Source organism: Actinomadura miaoliensis (assembly GCF_039536785.1).
Lineage (GTDB): Bacteria > Actinomycetota > Actinomycetes > Streptosporangiales > Streptosporangiaceae > Spirillospora > Spirillospora miaoliensis.
Genome location: NZ_BAAAZG010000061.1, coordinates 90,220 through 108,376 on the forward strand (window position 1 = coordinate 90,220; position 18,157 = coordinate 108,376).

At 67.0% G+C, this 18,157-nt stretch carries 10 protein-coding genes and 2 pseudogenes; 4 read left to right on the forward strand and 8 right to left on the reverse strand.

The annotated features are described in order from the left end of the window. Positions 1-476: 476 nt before the first annotated feature. The 8 genes and pseudogenes from ABD811_RS38355 to ABD811_RS38390 all read right to left on the reverse strand — a co-directional run. Positions 477-4,496 carry an NACHT domain-containing protein gene (locus tag ABD811_RS38355; RefSeq protein WP_344957637.1) on the reverse strand — a complete coding sequence of 1,340 codons (4,020 nt, stop codon included), beginning with the start codon at positions 4,494-4,496 and terminating at the stop codon, positions 477-479. Between the two features lies 1 nt (position 4,497). After that, the gene (locus tag ABD811_RS38360) at positions 4,498-4,911 is read right to left on the reverse strand and encodes a DUF6375 family protein (protein WP_344957639.1); all 414 of its coding nucleotides are present in this window, start codon (positions 4,909-4,911) and stop codon (positions 4,498-4,500) included. Beyond that, positions 4,908-5,807 carry a radical SAM protein gene (locus ABD811_RS38365; protein WP_344957641.1) on the reverse strand — a complete coding sequence of 300 codons (900 nt, stop codon included), beginning with the start codon at positions 5,805-5,807 and terminating at the stop codon, positions 4,908-4,910. Before ABD811_RS38365 ends, ABD811_RS38360 begins: the two co-directional genes overlap by 4 nt. Positions 5,808-6,110: 303 nt before the next feature. After that, positions 6,111-6,598: pseudogene (locus ABD811_RS38370) on the reverse strand (transposase); the annotation flags it as partial. Between the two features lie 126 nt (positions 6,599-6,724). Next, positions 6,725-7,177: a hypothetical protein gene (locus tag ABD811_RS38375; RefSeq protein ID WP_344957643.1), complete on the reverse strand. Its 453-nt coding sequence runs from the start codon at positions 7,175-7,177 to the stop codon at positions 6,725-6,727. Then, positions 7,177-7,581, reverse strand: a complete 405-nt coding sequence (locus tag ABD811_RS38380) for a hypothetical protein (RefSeq protein WP_344957645.1) — start codon at positions 7,579-7,581, stop codon at positions 7,177-7,179. Before ABD811_RS38380 ends, ABD811_RS38375 begins: the two co-directional genes overlap by 1 nt. A gap of 324 nt (positions 7,582-7,905) precedes the next feature. Beyond that, positions 7,906-9,114 (reverse strand): DUF4192 domain-containing protein, encoded by a 1,209-nt coding sequence (locus ABD811_RS38385; protein WP_344957647.1) that lies wholly within the window; start codon positions 9,112-9,114, stop codon positions 7,906-7,908. A gap of 600 nt (positions 9,115-9,714) precedes the next feature. Further along, positions 9,715-10,555 (reverse strand): annotated as a pseudogene (locus ABD811_RS38390) (transposase); the annotation flags it as partial. Between the two features lie 387 nt (positions 10,556-10,942). On the opposite strand from ABD811_RS38390, the gene ABD811_RS38395 reads away from it, so the two are divergent. The 4 genes from ABD811_RS38395 (at position 10,943) to ABD811_RS38410 (ending at position 17,917) form a co-directional block, all read left to right on the forward strand. Continuing rightward, positions 10,943-12,451, forward strand: coding sequence for a PLL family lectin (locus ABD811_RS38395; protein ID WP_344957649.1), 1,509 nt, complete (start codon positions 10,943-10,945; stop codon positions 12,449-12,451). Positions 12,452-12,513: 62 nt separating this feature from the next. Continuing rightward, on the forward strand, positions 12,514-14,145 hold the full coding sequence (locus tag ABD811_RS38400) for a PLL family lectin (protein WP_344957651.1): 1,632 nt from the start codon (positions 12,514-12,516) through the stop codon (positions 14,143-14,145). Positions 14,146-14,870: 725 nt separating this feature from the next. Then, positions 14,871-15,191 carry a MiAMP1 family antimicrobial peptide gene (locus ABD811_RS38405; protein ID WP_344957653.1) on the forward strand — a complete coding sequence of 107 codons (321 nt, stop codon included), beginning with the start codon at positions 14,871-14,873 and terminating at the stop codon, positions 15,189-15,191. Positions 15,192-15,493: 302 nt separating this feature from the next. After that, a complete protein-coding gene (locus ABD811_RS38410; RefSeq protein WP_344957655.1) occupies positions 15,494-17,917 on the forward strand; it encodes an NACHT domain-containing protein in 2,424 nt (807 codons plus the stop codon). The last annotated feature ends 240 nt before the right edge of the window (positions 17,918-18,157 follow it).

The window sequence follows — 18,157 nt, forward strand, 5'->3', positions numbered from 1 at the left end:
TCGGAGCATTGGGCAGCGGATGCAGGCGTGCTCGTAGTTACAGGGCCCCGTAGGGGCGGCCACAGGTTCCGAATTCAAGCTTACGTAGCTGGAAATTTCTCTGCACTAAGCAAGGCGACACGCCGAAGCGGGCTAGAGGCTGCCGCTGCCGTCAGACTGTGCCTGTTTCTGCCTTGCCTCTGCTCACCAGCGGTGGCGCTCCGGAACGTCCGGTCATGCCGATGAGCGGACGTTGGGTTAAACGGCTCTTCAGCTCTGGCTGATCTTCCCTCCCTTGATCGGCATGCCCCATCACATCGCGCCTGTCCGTCTAGGTGGTGGAAACTGCTGAGGGCTTCATACGCCCCGAACGTTTCGGGCGAAAGAGCCGAGAGACCGGGCCTGTTTGAGGCCAGCTGGAACGATTGTGTTCTGGCAATGGTTTGCTGCAGCCGTGGGTGGACGAGGTAGTGGATCGCGGTGGGAAGGGCAACTCGCTACGGCGAGCGGCCGTCTTCGTCGAGCACGCGGATGTTGCGCCAGACGTGTTGGTAACTCTGATGCAGCTCACGGAGCCAGGTGGGGACGGCTCTCCAGTCGACGGTCGCCTCGCGCTCACCCCAAGCGACCTGCATGATCCGCCGTTGGTCAGCAAAGCCAACGACCAGGTCACGGCGTAGGAATAGCAGATGTCCGCGCCAAGGCGCCTCTGCGCGGAAGGTCGCCGAGGCGCGGGTGCCCTCGATGCTGACCAGGTCTAGCGTGCTGGGCCGTTGACGGAGCCCGAACTCCGCGGCGAAACCGAACGATGGCACATCGTAGGAGTGCTGAAGGGACGTTGGCGCTTCTCCGTCCTTGGTCGAGAGTTCGACGGCGACCTGCCCGATGCTGATGCCTTCCTCAGACCAGGCACGACGCAGCACGGGACGCATGTAGGCGTCATCGTCGAAATGCACCTGGAACCGGGGGCTCCAAGGTGCTTCCCCGGCGAAAACCCCGTGAACCACCGGGAGTCGGGGAAGGAAGTCGTTTCCTAGATAATCCGTCGCGATGATCAGCTCAAGCGCCGGATCCACATCGGGTGGTTCGAGCAGGAGAGTACGGAAGAACCCCCACACCTTCCGTCCATCGCGGCGGTGTTCCAGAAAGCCCTCGACCAGCAGCCATCCACCGAGAACGCCGTAGAGCTCCTCAGGAGCCCACAGTTGTTCGGGTACAGTGACGGCCCCCGCTCGCACCCATTCCCGATCGTCTATCGGGCCTTCGGGTGCCCACTCCGGAAGCGGTACCGCCGCTGCAGGGGGCTCGCCGGGAAAGGAGGGGTCGATATCGGGAGTCAGGTTTCGGCCGCCACCGACCCACCGGTCGGGGGTTTCTCCGGCGTCGGCGAGGCGGCCGACCAGTTCGTGGTAGGCGATCCACCCGTACTTCTTGCCGTAGCGTTCCACGCGTACACGTTCACGGCCGAGGCGGTATACGTCCTCGGCGATGTCGCGATCGATGCCGCCGAACATCGCGGTGCGCCATCCGAGATTCCATACGCGGGCCATGACCTCGCCGCGGGCGCGTCGGAAATCCGGGTGGGTGGAATCGTAGTTCGCTCTGCCCTCGATAGCTGGACCGATGATGTAGTTTTCGAAGTCCATGCCGAAGGTGCTGCTGCACTCTTCAGCGTTGGGGGCGTCGTCGGCCATCACCGGTGCCGGCGGCGGGGAGACAAATGTCAGTGTGAACGGGTCGACGTCGTCAGGTACCGCACTGGGGTGGAGGGTTCCGGCGAACTCGAAGATGGCCCGTACGTAGCTGCGCAACAGCTCGTGGGATGTGGGAGAGGAACCGTCGCGGAGAAAGTGGTCGCGGAGTTCGATGAGCCACCCGGCGAGTGCGCGCTCGAACGTGCCGCCGGGATCGGGCATCTGATGAGCGCTGGCAGCACCGAACGCGGCACCGATGATTCTCTCGACCACATATGGGTCGTCGACGTCGAGCATCCGGGTGGCGAGATCGAACAGGCGCTTGGGTTCGGGGCGGCCGTAGCGTTGCAAGGCCATGGTCGCAAGGTCCCGCACTGTCTGGTTCGTGGAGGTCAGCAGCCAGGAGGTCGCCAGCGCGTGCAGGTCGTCGGCTTCGGTACGCTCAAGGTTGCGGGACCAGTCCCAGATAGCTCGTTTGCGGCCGCTCGCGAGTTCCTTGCCGCGGTAGCGGACCCATTCGGTCCATCGACGGTCTCGTTCGGGTAGCGGCATCTGGCGAAGGACCCGGTCGAGGAAGGCGGCGTTCAGCCGGTGGGCGGGAGCCGAACGGACCTCCCACAACCGATCGAAGGGATGCTGGTTCCCCTGTCTGAAAGGCCCCGGGGTCTTCCAGTCTGAAGAGACGATCCATGCCGCAAGCGCGTCGACGGTCTCATCGTCGAGGAACACCGACTCCGAGTCGAGTTCTTGCGCCAGTACCCACGGTCGGTGCTTATCCGGACTGAGACGCCACAGGTGGTGGCCGCCGAACCGGCGGGGCAGCAGCCCGATCAGGCCAATGACGATGTCTTCCCCGAAGGGGTGGCCATCCTTGCCGCCGAGGAGGTTCCACAGGGACGGTTCTGCGAGCCGCTCATCGACTTCGGCGTAAGGCATGCGGACGAGGAGCGCATCGGCGATGAGGTATCCGGCGAGGCGGTCGAACAGGAATCCGACCTCGGTGTCGTCGCTGCCGTCGACCTCGTCCCGGAAGAGGATCCCTTCGTCGACGAGGCGCCGAAGCAGGCTTTCGTCCCAGTTCGTCTCGCCTTCGTCGAGTATCGCTCTGGCATCCTCGGAAGGCAGCCGCCGGGCTTTGAGGTCCCACATTCTCCGGGCGAGTGCAGCCAGGCGCCGCTTGATCTGCGCTGGGGGTACGGGTGTGCGAGCAGGGTCTGCCGCCAAACGGTCGGCGACGCTGTCGCGGTACCGTTCGAATACGCCGACTAGAGAGGTCGGGAGCGCTTCCGCCCCAACCCGCTTCTTGCGGTCAGGGTTGGCGGCTTCGCAGTACATGCGGACGAAGAGCGGGTTGCCGAACATCTTGGCCGGCAGCCATGCGCCACGGGCGTCGATCAGGTAGTCGGCGAAGTAGGTGGCGACGATCTTCTCCACCTCGGGCCGGCGCCAGGCGAGGTCCAGTCGTACGGCTGTTCCTGGGACGGTGCGCTCGGCGAGGGCCTCGCGGAGGGTGACGATGACCAGGACGTTCGGATAACTGCCAAGGGCTGGCGTCAGCTCGTCGAGCAGCGCTCGCCATTGCGAGGGCCGCTCGGCCTCGTTCAGGCCGTCGATCACTAGGGGAATCCTGGTCCCGGCGCGGGCCCCAGCAGAGTCCAGTGCTAGCAGGAGGTCCTCGAACCGGTCGACCTTCAGCCCGGGGATGCGCCGCACCACGTCATCAAGGTTCTCCCCGATACGCAGGCGCCCGCCCTGGATGAACACTCCCGCGGTTGGCTGCCCCTCTGGAGCTGTCAGTTGAGCGGCCAGGTGGGTCTTGCCCATTCCGGCAGCGGCGACGATAGCGGTCAGTGGGGCTTGTAGGTCTGCGCGCACGTCTTGCAGCCATCCGACGACGTCGCGGATCTCCGCACTGAGGCCCGTGACGGCAAGGGCCGCAGGCAAGCGGCGCTTGCGGAGGTCCAGCAAGAGCGTGCGGAGGCTGCGCGGCGACGTTGCAGGGGGCTCCTGGTCGGCAACGCGCTCACGGACCTCCATCGGTCGGCGGTTCCTGCTGGCGTCGGCGATGGCTCGCAGGTCGGCGGTGAACCGTTCGAGGTCGTCGGCGATGGTCTCAGCGTCCGCACGCGCATCATCGTCGATGTCCGGCAAGGCGATGCGGAGCCGTTCGGTGCGGGAGGCGATGGCAGCGATGCGTTCATCGAGCCAGTCGAAGGAGGTCGGGCGCAGCAGGATACGTTCGATCCGGTGTTCTACGTGGGTCGTGGTGTGCAAGAGCGCTAGCCAACGGGCTCGGATCGGGGCGACGCACCGCTCATGGACTTGGGCGAGAGAGCCCGGAGACAGGACAAGCTCTCCGAAGAAGGTAGAACGAAGATCGTCGAGCCCGGCCATCTGCGCGTCGAAGTCTTCCGCTGCCCACAGCTTCGTCGAGATGCCTTTGGCAGGCCCGAGCCCGTCGATCCACTCCTCGTCCTTCTTCGCCGGCCGCTCGGGAAGACCCAGCACGAAGTCGGTCAGTCCGTCGACGTATTTGACGGCCCTGTCGACGGACTCCTCGATCTGCTTGCGCTGGCCGGATGTGAGCTCGTGTTTGGGGCCGAGAATGAACCATTTGCACGACCAGCCCCAGACGCGGCCTGGGTCTCCGAGCTCGCCGGGGTGTTCGACACGCAGATAGAATTCGACGCCGGGCTGTTGGCGACGTTCCCGGAGCGTGCCTAGCGCTCCGTAGCGGCGGATGACGATCGCGCGCGCGAGGGCTTCGAAGTTCTGATCGGCGGCACCTGGCAAGTGCGCCAGCGTGGTCAGGTCCACCGCCATCTCAGCCGTCCGTGGTCCGGCGTGTCGTCCCGTCCTCGTTCCAGGTATGGAGCGAGAACACTTCGACGCGTGCGCCCAGGTCCAGGAACAGCTTCACGAACCCTTGGATATCGGACTCCTCGGTGGCGATGCGGACCACGGATCCGGTGCGCTCAGCCGAGTGGTCGAAGGCGTAGGCGTCGACGTCGAAACGTCCGAAATCATAGAGCTTCAGCTTCGTGAGTCCGTCGACGAGCGTGCTGGGCATGCCCTTGTCTTGGCGTCGCCAATCGTCTTCGGACCACGCGCTCTCCGCGAGGCCCTTCAATGTCTCCATCCGCTCGATCGCAGTCTCCGCATCGGCGACGGTCTCGAAGGTGCCGATCAGCACCAGATTCATCGAGTGCTCGGAGCCGTAGCTGTGCCAGATCCTCACACTGCCCCCTTCAGCGCGTGCACGGCCTCCAGGATGGAGCCCTCGATCGGCATTCCCGTGGTCGCGTAGGCGTGGGGACGCAGGATAGCGGTCGCGTCGACGTGCAGGTGGGCATCCAGCGGGCGTTCGCCGGGGATGGCCTCAACAGCCGGTACCGATCCTTCGAGCCCCGACTGCGCGATGGCGAGCCGCACCGGCGTCGCGGTGCCTCGGATCCAGCGCACGAGATGCTGTGCATCAGCATCGCTGATCCCAGGAGTGGCCGCGGTCGGCTGCTCGGGCAAGAGTAATAGCTCACAGGCGCCCACGTCGGTGGCGAACGCGGCCAGGTCGTCGAGTTCGCCGACCGTGTCGCCGTTCACGACGACGTTGATTCCGAACGGGGCCACCGAAGCCAGCAACGCGGCTGCCGCACGGACCGCAGTGAAGGGCCTGTTACGAAGCCGCTCGTACGTAGCGGCGACCCCGTCGACAGATAGGCGCGCGAAATGCACGGACCCTCGCAAGGCATCGGCGAGACGGGGAGTCAGCCGGTGCCCGTGCGTCGTGAACGTCACCGCCATCGACGTCGACGCGGCGATCCGCCCGCACAACTGGGCGAAACGAGGGTGAGCCGTCGGCTCTCCACCTCCAAAGCCAACCCCCAGGCACCCGGCCTCATCGAGCTCGACGGCCCAGGCGACCACGCGATCGATGTCAAGCATGGCGGCATGTTTGGGCGCGTAACAGTAGCTGCACTGCAGCTCACAGGCGTTAGACAGTGCAATCGAAACATACCGGGGAGCAGGCGAGACCTGCCCAGGCAGCACCTCGACCTCGTCGAGCAAAACGTTCAGCCCGGAATCACGGTCGAACAGGTGTACACCGGCGTCGGACAGGCGGACCTTGTATTCCACTCGCCTTACAATGCCACGCAGTACGCGATCACGCAGGTTGTAGGCGTGAAGCGGTCCGGGTTGTATCGGGCCCTTGGTGCGCCATCGTCGATGTAGACGACGGCCCCTGTTACTAGCTCACCACACCGCCTACAGCGAGGCCGTTCTCGCCTCCACCACCGGCGCCTTCCCCCTCACCGAGGTCACCACGTTCCTCCACCAGACCCGCCAGAAGCTGAGATCCCCTTCTGACCAGCCCGGCGAGGACCATCGAGCCTGCAACTCGAAGTGCACAAAGATGATCTCGTGATGGTCTGGTTTTCTTTACTGGATGCGGCCTGGGTATGCGGCGGCGAGTTCGTTGAGGGCTTCGGCCCAGCCGCAGGTCTTGGTGCCCTCGATGAGCCGGCCGGGATAGCCGGGGCGGGCGCCGTCCTGGCGGGTGCGGGCGGCGCGTTGGCGGGCGCGTTTGTCCTCGATGTTGACGATGGCCGGCCACAGCAGATTGACCACCGCGTCGTCGGTAGGGAAGTGTCCGCGGGCCTTGGTGACCTTGCGCAGCTGGTAGTTCAGCGACTCGATGCTGTTGGTGGTGTAGAGCAGCTTGCGGACGGCCGGGGTGAGCCCAGGAACGGGATGAACCGTTCCCAGGCCGCCTCCCACGCCCGCACGGCTTGGGGGGAGCGGCGGCCCAGGTCGGTGCCGGCGAAGGAGGCCAGCGCGTCCAGGGCGGCGTCGGTGTCGGGTGCGGTGTAGATCTTGCGCAGCTCGGCGGCGACGGCGGCGCGGTGCTTGCGCGGTACCGGGCGCAGCCCGCCACACCTTCGGCACGCCACCATGGTGGCCGGGGCGGGCCAAAAAAGGAGGGCCACACGCCATGCACGTCTCGACGGTCCTGGCGGTGCTGGGACCACTGGCACGGCTGCTCGCCGCTATGATCACGGCAGCCGATGCCAGACTGCGGGCGCCACGGCGTTGGCCGGGCAGGAGCACTCGTCGTGCGCGACACCGTCGGCGTAGGGGCAGCCCGGCAGATGCGATTCGATCGACCTCTCAGCGGCGCCATGCTTATCAAGGTCGGTCGACGGCCCGGAACTGGTGGCAACGTTGGCGGGATCACCTAAGTCGCTATGGGTTAGTTCGACGACTTCCAGGATGAGGCCGCCCGGCAATGTGGCGTAGCCGGTTCGTTCCACCTGCTCAAGCTGCTCTCGGAGCATGGCCTCCAGCTCTTTTGCCGAGCGAAGGTCGGGGTCGCGGAAGTCATGAAGGATCTTGGACAGGCGGGCGCGCAGGGCACGGCAGGCCTGCGGTCGGTCTGCGCAGGGCTGGGCGACGGCGACCACGCGGTGGTCCGTTCCTTCGCGGCGAGCGGAGATGTACCAGGCCATCAGGCCTCACCTCCGTTCCGAGCGGTCGGAGGCTGGGAGCCGGCATCGGTCGGGCCAGTCGCCTCCGCGGCGGAGGCCGGGATGGGCCCCCCAGTCAGGTCGGGGATCTGGTCGAGGTCGAAGGGTCGCCCTTGGGCGTCCAGCTCCACAACGCGGAAGGTCATCAGGATCTTGCCTTCGAGACAGACGTCGAAGCGGCCTGTGTGGGCGGCCTGCGTGGCTGCTCGAAGCGCGAGGATCCGGCCGAGGTTGGTCATGCCAGGGAGGCGCATCGCCAGCTTCTCGATCGTCAGCGCCAAGTCGTCGCAGGCGTCCTGGCGATCGGTATAGACCTCCTTGCTGAGCTGTGCGGGGTGATAGGCGTGCTGGGTGCGGATCGCCCAACGACGGACCGGATCAGACACTGCTGCACTCCTTCCATGTGCGGTTGATGGAGTTCCGGCGGGCGGAGATCGGACATGGTCAACCGGGTGCAGTGCGGACGTGATGTGCCAGGGCATGCCGCCAAGGCACGTCGTTGGCGGCGCAGGCGTCATGGAGGGGTGCCGATCCCGGCCGCGCTCTGCCTGAGGGCGATGGGATTTTGGGCGGCCGGGACCTCCTTGGCGTCTGCAACTGGCCAGAGCACCGATCCGGTCGTTCGCTGCCCGAGTTGGCGGTGCAACAGACTCGAAGCGGGCATCCCGACACGACCGGCCGCCGCTGACTCGGTCAGAGTGCGTGCTGCGTCAGGACGGCTCAGCTTCCCCTTCCGAGCGCGTTCGACGGAGGCTGAACGGTTGCTCGGAGCCGTGGGCAATCCTGGCGGCCTGCTGATTCTGGCTGTGCTCGCGTTCGGCGTAGGCAGCCGCCAGCTCCTCGGGAGTGATGTCCAGCCGTGCCTTCTCCGGCGGAATCCCCGCCGTGACGATTTCGCGGATCAGGTGCGCCATCGAATACAGCGGGTCTGCGGCGCAGGCACGGTCGAGAGCGACATTGGCGAGTGCACCGTCCCCCATCTCGAAGGCTGCATAGGCCAGCAGGCTCGCCGGGGCAGCGACGTAACGCTCCCCCACCCGGCGCACGACATCGCGCCAGAACTCCACGTGCTGTCGCAGATGGTCGACGTCGATGCGCACCCATGCCTCGTCCCGCAGCCGAACACTGCTCAGCAGCAGACCGAGCCAGGCGACCTCGTCGTCATCGAGCCGGATCTCGCCGGTGCGGACCTGGTCGGCGAGTTCGGCGATGAATGTCCGGCCTTCGTCGATCAGGTGTGCAGCCTTGTCTGCACGAGAACCGCTGGCGGCGATTCGCTCACGCATCCGCTGCTCGGCGCGCTTGGTCGCTTCCTCCATCGCTGTGTGCTCCTTCCCCTGGACGGGAGCGACCGATTCGACGAGTTGGTCACGATCGTCGAGCACGACCTGTCCGGCCAGCGTGGCCTGTGCGGCGATCACGCTGGTGCTGACGTCGTAGGCAGTGCCCTCCGGCGGACAGCAGCTCGGGTTCTGGCAGGTGTAGGACCACCACCGCCCCTGGTCGACGCGCAACGCTTCCAGAACCTGCACTCCGGCTTGGTTGAAGATCGGCAGCACACCTTCCATCACAGGCGTGACCTGCTCATTGGGTCCGTATCCCAGCAGCAGCGCTGAGGACGATCCGTTGCGGTTCAATACGGCAACCAGGTTCTCGCCGATGGCTTCGGCTTCCTTGCCAGCGCTGGCAGCCCGTCCCGGTAGGGGCAGGTTTTGACGCACCCCGACCACGCGCCCCTGCTCGGAAATGCCGACGACCACCAGGCTGCGGGACGGGTGATAGCCCACCATGTAGGCCACAAGCGCGATCGCGTCAACGGGGCCACGTATGACCACCTGCGATGGCTCCGTCCCGCCGAACGCCGCCCCTGTCTGACTCTCTGCCGGGATGTTCGACTCCCGCTCGTGCTCGTCCGGCATACAGCATCACGTCCTTCCACTGCCGCTTGGGAAAGATGTCGGGAAATGAAAAAGCGAGACCTGCTTGTCTCGCCACGGTTTGCGTTCAGATCCGCAAGCTTCTGCTGCTTGCACCGGGCAGCTCTACGCCCGACTTTTCTGGCTGAGGTCGATGACCGACTCGCCCAGGAACGGCGAGCTTACTGATCGATTTCAGGCTCGGACTGGTCCATCGCTCGGGGCTGTGCGCTCACCATCAGCCTATGAAGGCGGAACCGCGCCCGGCAGGGGTGAATGCAGTTTGACCAGCACAATCGGAGAGCTGCATTCGCTATGCCCTGATCTGTATTGGTCGGCCCTGCCGGGCGCGTAGTCCCACCCTATCCAGAGACCTTCGGTTCTTTAAGGACCGGGGCGCGCCAAGTCTCGCTCCACCTAACCAGCATTAACCTCGATCTTTCGTTCGGGTCGCGTAGTGACCCGAACGGCTGAGGTATTTCAGCGGTGAGGCAGTGTCAGTGCCTAGCTGTCGCGCCGGGTGGGTGGGGTTCCACCGGCCCTGGTGGTCTGCTTCCTGGTGTTGTCGGGACGGTTCGGCCTGCTCCAGAGCGCAGGCAGCATCTACAGCCGGGTCATCGCGGTGATGATCAGGCCGGCCCAGGGGCAGCGGTTGCTCAGCCGGAGCCTGAGCCGTCGTCCGCCGCGGCCCATGCGCCCGGCGGCGGAGAAGACCCACAGCCGCAGACGTTTGGGTTCCCACGCGCTGGCCGACCCTTCCAGCGCGAGCATCTGGGCCCAGGCGGTCAGTTCCGCGGCCAGCGCGACCAGCTTCAGCCAGATCTGGTTGGCCGTGGCCCCATGCAGGGGCAGGTTGCGCAGGCCGGTGTCCTTGGCGCACCAGATGCGGTCCTCGCATCGGGCCCGGCGGCGGTGGCAGAGCTCCAGGTCGGCCAGCTGCCCGCGCCGGGTTCCGGTGACGAAACAGGTGAAGCGGTGCCCGTCCAAAATCGGTGAACCGCAGCTGCGCGCCGGGGTCCGGGCGTTCACGGCGGACGATCACCCGCATCCCGTCGGGCCAGGACGACAGGTCCAAGCATCCCGGTCAGCTCGGCCACCCACGCACCATCGCGAGGTCCACGATCGGCGGCATAGGCGCACTGCCACGGGGTGTTCATACAGGGCCAGGATCGCGGCGCAGACCTCATCGGTGAGGTTGAACCCGATCGAGTACTTGAGCCGGCGGGCGGCGACCCAGCCCAGGAACTCGTGGGTGCCGCCGAGTCGGTCCGGATCAGGACCTGCTTGTGCAGGCGGGAAGGGATCTGGTCGAGGGCGAGCCGCCCTGCGGCGATGTGATCGCGGCGGTGTTGGACCTGACATTGCCGGAGCGGAGCAGCAGCGCGGCGGCCTCGCCGCCTGTGTCTTCACCGTGGTCAATGAACGCGGTCATCGGGTGGTGCCCGGTCAGACGTGCACACCGGCCCTCACTGACAGCTTCCCTGCTGTCCATTTCGTATACCGGGGTGGACGTGAGGGTCTTACCGACGCGCCACCCACAGTAGCGTTTCACCTAAAGGGCAGGCACCCGTCCTCCAATGCCCCGTTTGCAGCGGTTTACGGGGGTGCGCAGCCAGAACCTCGGGAAGGCGTACGTGGTTTCCCGGATGCGCTCCTGTCAGCGATCATCACAGAATGTTTCCATTCAACTGCGATCAGTCACCAAAGTGCAGCGGTGCATGCAGACTGGCCGCTCTAGACGCACACGCACTGCGTTGTGAGCGGCGGCGGAAGTAGTCGAACGTGTCGGTGTCCGCCGACGCGCCCCCGGCAGCAGGAGGAAGTACCGCAAATGGGACGACCTTGTCACGTTCCGCCTACCCATGACCTGGAAGTCACCAAAACCGTCTACACCGTCGGCCTGCGCCTCGGTGTTTCCGACAAGGTGATGCTGTCCGGATTCGAGGCCGGGTGGGTCGAGTCGCACATGAACAACCTCCCTTGCGGCGACCGCGATTCGCTGGGCGTCTTCCAGCAGCGCCCCAGCCAGGGGTGGGGTACGCCCGAGCAGATCATGAACGTGTCCTATGCGGCCGAGCAGTACTTCGTACGAGCCGTGCGCGTGGAGCAGCAGGATCCCGGGCTCACGGCTGGGCAGACGGCGCAGAAGGTACAGCGCTCTGCGTTCCCTGCCAGGTACGACCAGGCGGAGGCCAAGGCCCGGGCGCTGCTGGAGGAAGCCGCGCGACTTGCCTGGCCTGGTGGCCGGGCAGCCCATGTGAGTGTGGGGGTGCCGTCGGTGGTGGATCACGGTGGTGGGATGGTGATCTTCGGGGTGGATCCCGCGGGTGGGATCACGCATCGGTGGCAGAACGCGCCGGGTGGTGCGTGGTCGGCGTGGACGCCGCTGGGGCGGCCGGCGCCGGGTGCGGTCGGGCGGCCGTTTCCTGTGGTGGGCCGGTACGGCAAGCTCGCGGTCTTCGTACGCGGTGCCGACGGGGCGCTGTGGCACACCTGGCAATCGGAGGAAGGCGCATGGGCGCCCGACTGGGTGTCGCTGGGCGGCCGGCTCGCATCCGCCCCTGCCGTCGTGCTGTCGCCCAACGGCGCGTTGTCGGTGTTCGCCCGCGACCCCGGTGGCCGTCTCACTCACACCTGGCAGCGCGGACCCGAGCACGGGCACGCCTGGCACGGCGAATGGGTTGACATGGAAGGCGACGTGCAAGGCCGCCCTTGCCTGCTCGTCGGCCGTGACGGCGGCATGGTCGTCTTCGCCCGCGGCAGCGACGACCAACTCCACCATCGCTGGCAGACCGGCACCGGCGGTCCCTGGTCAGGTTGGGCACCTCTCGGTGGACGGCTCGCGTCCGATCCGGCGGTGGTGCTGTCGCCCAATGGTGCGTTGTCGGTGTTCGCCCGTGACCCCGGTGGCCGTCTCACTCATACCTGGCAGCGTGGGCCTGAGCACGGGCATGCCTGGCACGGCGAATGGGTGGATATGGAAGGCGATGTGCAAGGCCGGCCGTGCCTGCTCGTCGGCCGTGACGGCGGCATGGTGGTGTTCGCCCGCGGCAGCGACGACCAACTCCATCATCGTTGGCAGACCGGCACGGGGGGCCCTTGGTCGGGCTGGGCACCCTTGGGTGGCCGTATCGTCGACGATCCGTCGGTGGTCCTCAATCCCAGCGGCGACCTGTCGGTGTTCGGGCTCGCCCCCGGCGGTCGCGTCACTCACACCTGGCAGCGCGGACCCGAACACGGGCACGCCTGGCACGACCACTGGGTCGACATGGAAGGCGACCTCACCCACGACACGACAAACACCGTGTCCGCGTCCGCCCCGCCCCAGTCGCTGGAGTGAGGGGCGGAACAAGAACCTCACAAGCCGTCCGGCGGGCGCACGAGCGGCCTGTTCGATGAGGCATGAGCGGCGCCGGGCGTCCGGACTGCACCGGCCCCGGCAGGTCACTTACCACCGGCGATCAGCCGGAGAAAGAGGCAGGTATGCCACCCTCGACACCGGACTTCGGTCCCGACATCGACCCCTACGCCGCCTACGAACCGCAGCGCGGCTGCGACCCTGCCGCCAAACCCGGAGTGCTCGCCTTCCGCGACCTGCTGCTCGCGACCTACCCGGACACGACCAGCCTGGGCATCAGCAGGGAGTGCGGGAAACCCGGCGTCAGCGAGCACAAGGAGGGCCGCGCCCTGGACTGGGGCGTCAACATCAATGGACAGGCCCATATCGCCTCCGACCTGCTGGACTGGCTCCTGGCCACGGACCGGTACGGCAATCCGCACGCCCTGGCCCGCCGCTTCGGCATCATGTACATGATCTGGAACCGGCGTATCTGGGAGTCCTACAGAGCGGACCGTGGGTGGACCCCGTACACCGGCCGCTCCCCCCACACCGACCACGTCCACTTCAGCTTCAACTGGGCCGGAGCCCGCAAAGAGACCACATGGTGGAGCCAGCCACCGCACCACGGCCCCCGTGTGAGTGTGGGGGTGCCGTCGGTGGTGGATCACGGTGGTGGGATGGTGATCTTTGGGGTGGATCCCGCGGGTGGGATCACGCATCGGTGGCAGAACGCGCCGGGTGGTGCGTGGTCGGCGTGGACGCCACTGGGGCGTCCGGCGCCGGGTGCGGTCGGGCGGCCGTTTCCTGTGGTGGGCCGGTACGGCAAGCTCGCGGTCTTCGTCCGCGGTGCCGACGGGGCGCTGTGGCACACCTGGCAGTCCGAGGAAGGCGCATGGGCCTCCGACTGGGTCTCGCTGGGCGGCCGGCTCGCATCCGATCCGGCGGTGGTGCTGTCGCCCAACGGTGCGTTGTCGGTGTTCGCCCGCGACCCCGGCGGTCGTCTCACCCACACTTGGCAGCGTGGGCCTGAGCATGGGCACGCCTGGCACGGCGAATGGGTGGACATGGAGGGCGACGTGCAAGGCCGGCCGTGCCTGCTCGTCGGCCGTGACGGCGGCATGGTCGTTTTCGCCCGCGGCAGCGACGACCAACTCCACCATCGCTGGCAGACCGGCACCGGCGGTCCCTGGTCAGGTTGGGCACCTCTCGGTGGACGGCTCGCGTCCGATCCGGCGGTGGTGCTCTCGCCCAACATGGCGTTGTCGGTGTTCGCCCGCGACCCCGTTGGCCGTCTCGCTCACACCTGGCAGCGCGGACCCGAGCACGGGCACGCCTGGCACGGCGAATGGGTCGACATGGAGGGCGACGTGCAAGGCCGCCCTTGCCTACTGGTGGGGCGTGACGGCGGCATGGTCGTTTTCGCCCGCGGTACCGACGACCAACTCCACCACCGTTGGCAGACCGGCACCGGCGGTCCCTGGTCAGGCTGGGCACCTCTCGGCGGCCGTATCGTCGACGACCCGTCGGTGGTCCTCAATCCCAGCGGCGACCTGTCGGTGTTCGGCCTGGACCCCAACGGCCGCGTCACCCACACCTGGCAGCGCGGACCCGAACACGGGCACGCCTGGCACGACCACTGGGTCGACATGGAAGGCGACCTCACCCACCACACAACAAACACCGTCGTGCGCTGAACCCACCGGGGTCGAAGGCGCCGGCTGGCAGGTGCGGCATCAACCCGACCACGACCAGGCCTGAGGCGACCGCGCCGGATCTCTGCGAGCCGTCCATGCCGCGGCGCGCGGGTGGAGGGGCGGTCGCCAGAGCCGTTGAGCATCTCCCGTCTTCGGTGGCGCTCGTCTAGGGCGAGAGCGAAGTGGAAAGTGACCAATTCAGCCAACCTCCGGGCTGTTCTCGCACGACGTTGGCGGGCGGAGGTTCCTTCCTCTGCCCGCTACCCAGACGACCTGCCTCTTCCACAGGGCATTCCGGTACCGGGCGCGGCGGGTCGCGGTGCCGCGGGATGACGGTACCGGCCACAATGTTCAACGTGGCCGGTACCGTCGTGTTCTCTCCCGCCGACGATGACGCTGCGTGGGCTCGGCCAAGCGTTTCTGACCTCGCCGCAGCTGACCACCCTCAACTCTGTCTGCGCCATATGCCCGGCGTACCGGCAAAGTGACCGAACTCTTGGACGCCGACCGGTGTCCGCGCACAGGCCGCACTGTCTCGGTTGGCCGCAGCTGCAGCCCGCTCCCACGCTTACCGGCAGTCGGCTGCACGAGGTGCGCCACGACTCTGAGTGGCAGTGCGTGCACAATCTGTAAGTGTTTTCCCGGATACAACCACGAAGGTGCTGGTGACAACCTGTAGTCAGATGCGCACCGTCCGTGGTGCAGCGAAGACGTCGGGAGACAATGTGAACACCAAGCGCCTGGCCCTGATACCGGCCTTCACCGCCGGGATCATCGCCTTGTCCGCCGCCGCCGCACAGGCATCCACCCTCGTGGTCTACACGGGCAGCCACTTCTCGGGCCGCTCGATGACGATCAGCAAGTGCGGGATGAGCAACATCCCCGAGGAATTCCACGGGTCCTACAAGTGGTACGCCACCGGCCAGAGCGCCAGGATGTACAACCAGCCCAACGCTGAGGGCGTGGCCCACCACGAGCTCAGCTCCAGGTGGAACAACGAGCAGCAGACGCCCTTCGGCTGGAAGAGCACGTTCATCGTGTGCTGAGGTAAACGCCGCGATGTACTCGGGCGGGACAGGCCGGGCGTCCTGGCTGCAACCGGTGGGGGCTGCCGCCGGTGGCGTGCACGTCTGGCTGTCCCGTGCCGGGTCGCGGAGCATAGCCGAAACCCGCAGGGCCAAGCCGAAGCCCGCGTTCGCCCCACAGCGCTTCACTGAGGAGTGCGACTCATCGTCACGACTCATAGAGGCAGGACACGCTCCACTGTCCGATTCTGCCTCGGCCTCTCGAAAGGGCAGTTTGAGGATGTGGCCTGCAGGGTGAGCGTGAGCGACCCAAGATGGCAACCATGCGGAAAGTGAAGAGACAGTCGCAATGGGTGGCTGCCGGGGGCGTCGTGACGCTGGTGGTGCTCCTGCTGGTGGTCACGGCGATTCCGCTGGGCCGCCGTGAAGGATTGCAGACCTCGGCGAACGTCGCGCAGCTGACCGCGCTGCTCATCGCCGCCGGCACGGCGGCAGCCGGAGTTGTGCTGTGGGCCTGGCGGGCCACCCGGCCGGCTGCCGCACCCGCCACCGACACGCTGTCACATGCCAAGGACGTGCTGGCCGGGGTGGTGGCCGAGCAATGGAAGAACGAGGCACGGCTGCGGGCCTTGGATGATCCCGACCCGATCCCGGTGCGATGGCGGACTCCCCAACAATCCCCGCACTCGACCTCTGCCTTGATGGATCATGCAGCCAATGTCGAAACCGCCAGCGGTCCGGCAGCGGGTGCGGTGTGGTGGACGGCCTCCAGCGCCGACATCGACGCGCTGGCCGACCGGTTCCGCCGCACCCGACGGCGTCGCCTGGTGATCCTGGGCGGGCCAGGCGCGGGCAAGACCACCCTGGCGCTGCAACTGCTGCTGCACCTGCTGGCCACCCGCACCCCCGAGGAAGCAGTCCCGGTGATGCTGCCGGTAGCCGGGTGGGACACCGAGCAGTTTCCCCGGCTGCACAACTGGCTGGCCGACAGGCTCCCACGCGACTATCCGGCACTGCGCTCGCCCGAGCTGGGCATCGACGTCGTTCGGGCCCTGACCAGGCGCGGGCACATCCTGCCCGTCCTGGACGGGCTGGACGAACTGCCACCAGCTGCCCGGGCCAAGGTGATCACTGCTCTGAACCGGTCGCTCGGTGGCGACGACCAGCTCATCCTCACCTGCCGCACCGGCGAGTTCGCCGCCGCGATCACCGCCGCCGCGGACCTGGTGACCTCCGCCGCGGTGCTGGAACCACACCCGTTGACTCCGGCGGCCGCCGCCGACTACCTCACCCGCTGCCTGCCGCCATCCCCGGGACCGCACTGGCAGCGAATCTTGACCGTTCTTCGCCGCACACCCCCGGCCGATCAGGATCCACCCGGCTCGGTGGTCGGCGGGCCGGGGAAGGTACTGGCCGACGTCACCGCGACCCCGCTCGGACTGTGGTTGGTGCGCACCGTCTACATCGATCGCGGTGCCGACCCGGCGCCCCTGCTGGACGCGGCGCGCTTCCCTGACGTCGAGAAGCTACGCGCTCACCTGTTCGACCAGCTCATCCCAGCGCTCATCGGCACCAGACCTCCCAGCGATGATCCGGTCGATGTCTTCTGCCCCCGCCTCGGCCACGATCCCGACCAGGTCCGCCGCTGGCTGGGCTACCTGGCCCACCACCTCGTCCATTCCGGCGGTGGTGGCGCCTCGCGCACTCCCGACTTCGCCTGGTGGCGGCTGGCTCACCACGCCCGGATCCTCAACCTCAGAACCAGGCTCGGACTCGGACTCGCGCTCGCGTTGGGCACCGGCCTCGTTTTCGGCATCGGCATTGCGGTAGGCCAAACGTTCTGGACGGCAACCACCTTCCCCTTCCCTGTGGCGCTTGCGGCGGGGCTCACCAACGGCGTGCTGTACGGACTGGCAGCGGCGCTTGTGGCGGCTCTCACGATCGGGGCAGCAGTCAGCCTCAAAGCCAGGACATGGGCAGAAGACTCGCCCGGATATGCGGAGTTTCGCATGCGCGGCAGGCTGACCCTGCTCATCCGCTGTATCGGTCGGGCCGCACTCATGACGGGCCTCCCATTGGGGCTCGCCGCAGGCGTCCTCTTCGCTCTGTCTTTCACGCTGGTCGAAGCTTTGGAAAACGCCTACGACGAGGTGCTCTGGGGCGAGGCGACGCCCCTCGGGCTGGCTCCGGCGTTCGAACAAGGCCGCTGGGCAGCGCTCGACTACCTGAGCGGTGACGCACTGACCGACGGTGCCGCCGCAGCCGTCACAGTGACGATCACAAGTGGCATCGCCACCGGCCTCCTCCGGTGGATCGAGACCCCGGCGGCAATCGAGCAGGCGGTCACACCGATCAGAAGCTGGCGTGCCGACCGAGCCCTGAGCATTGCACGTGCACTCATCACGGGACTCGCGGTCGGCGTGGCGATCGGATGCGCAGCCGGGTACTCGATAGGCCGCGCCGAAGGGCTCGATATGGGGCTCGTTGCCGCCGTCCTTGTCGCTGTTCCCCTGGGGAGCCTGACCGGCCTGGCGGCGATGCTCACCTTCGGTGGTCACCATGCCTGGACGGCCTACACGGTCGCGACCGTCGCGCTCTCCCGGTCGGATCGGCTCCCACGCAGGCTGATGCCTTTCCTGGACGACATGCACCGCCTCGGCCTCCTGCGCGCCGTAGGTCCGATCTACCAGTTCCGCCATGCTCAACTCCAGAACTACCTGGCCGCCACCCACCGGCCCGTCACCTGACGGATCGCGATCTCCAGCCGGAACTGGAGAGATTCTGTACCGATTACACCGATCGATGGTCGGCGGGGCCTGCGAGCTGAGGTGCAGGCATTCGAACGTGATCATCCGCTACTCGTTGCGAGTTCCTGGTTCTGACCGGGGGTGACCCCAGAGGCTCGACCGCCTCCGCTCGGCGGCCCTTTCTCACTGCGCCTTCAGCCTCGGTCGTTCAGGCTTGCGCATGGAATCCTCAGACCGGTC

Excerpts from the sequence above, each read along its gene's own strand:
- ABD811_RS38355 (WP_344957637.1), bottom strand. The coding sequence starts at position 4,496 with ATGGCGGTGGACCTGACCACGCTGGCGCACTTGCCAGGTGCCGCCGAT.
- ABD811_RS38375 (WP_344957643.1), bottom strand. The coding sequence starts at position 7,177 with ATGGCCTGGTACATCTCCGCTCGCCGCGAAGGAACGGACCACCGCGTG.
- ABD811_RS38385 (WP_344957647.1), bottom strand. The coding sequence starts at position 9,114 with ATGCCGGACGAGCACGAGCGGGAGTCGAACATCCCGGCAGAGAGTCAG.
- ABD811_RS38395 (WP_344957649.1), top strand. The coding sequence starts at position 10,943 with ATGGGACGACCTTGTCACGTTCCGCCTACCCATGACCTGGAAGTCACC.
- ABD811_RS38400 (WP_344957651.1), top strand. The coding sequence starts at position 12,514 with ATGAGCGGCGCCGGGCGTCCGGACTGCACCGGCCCCGGCAGGTCACTT.
- ABD811_RS38410 (WP_344957655.1), top strand. The coding sequence starts at position 15,494 with ATGCGGAAAGTGAAGAGACAGTCGCAATGGGTGGCTGCCGGGGGCGTC.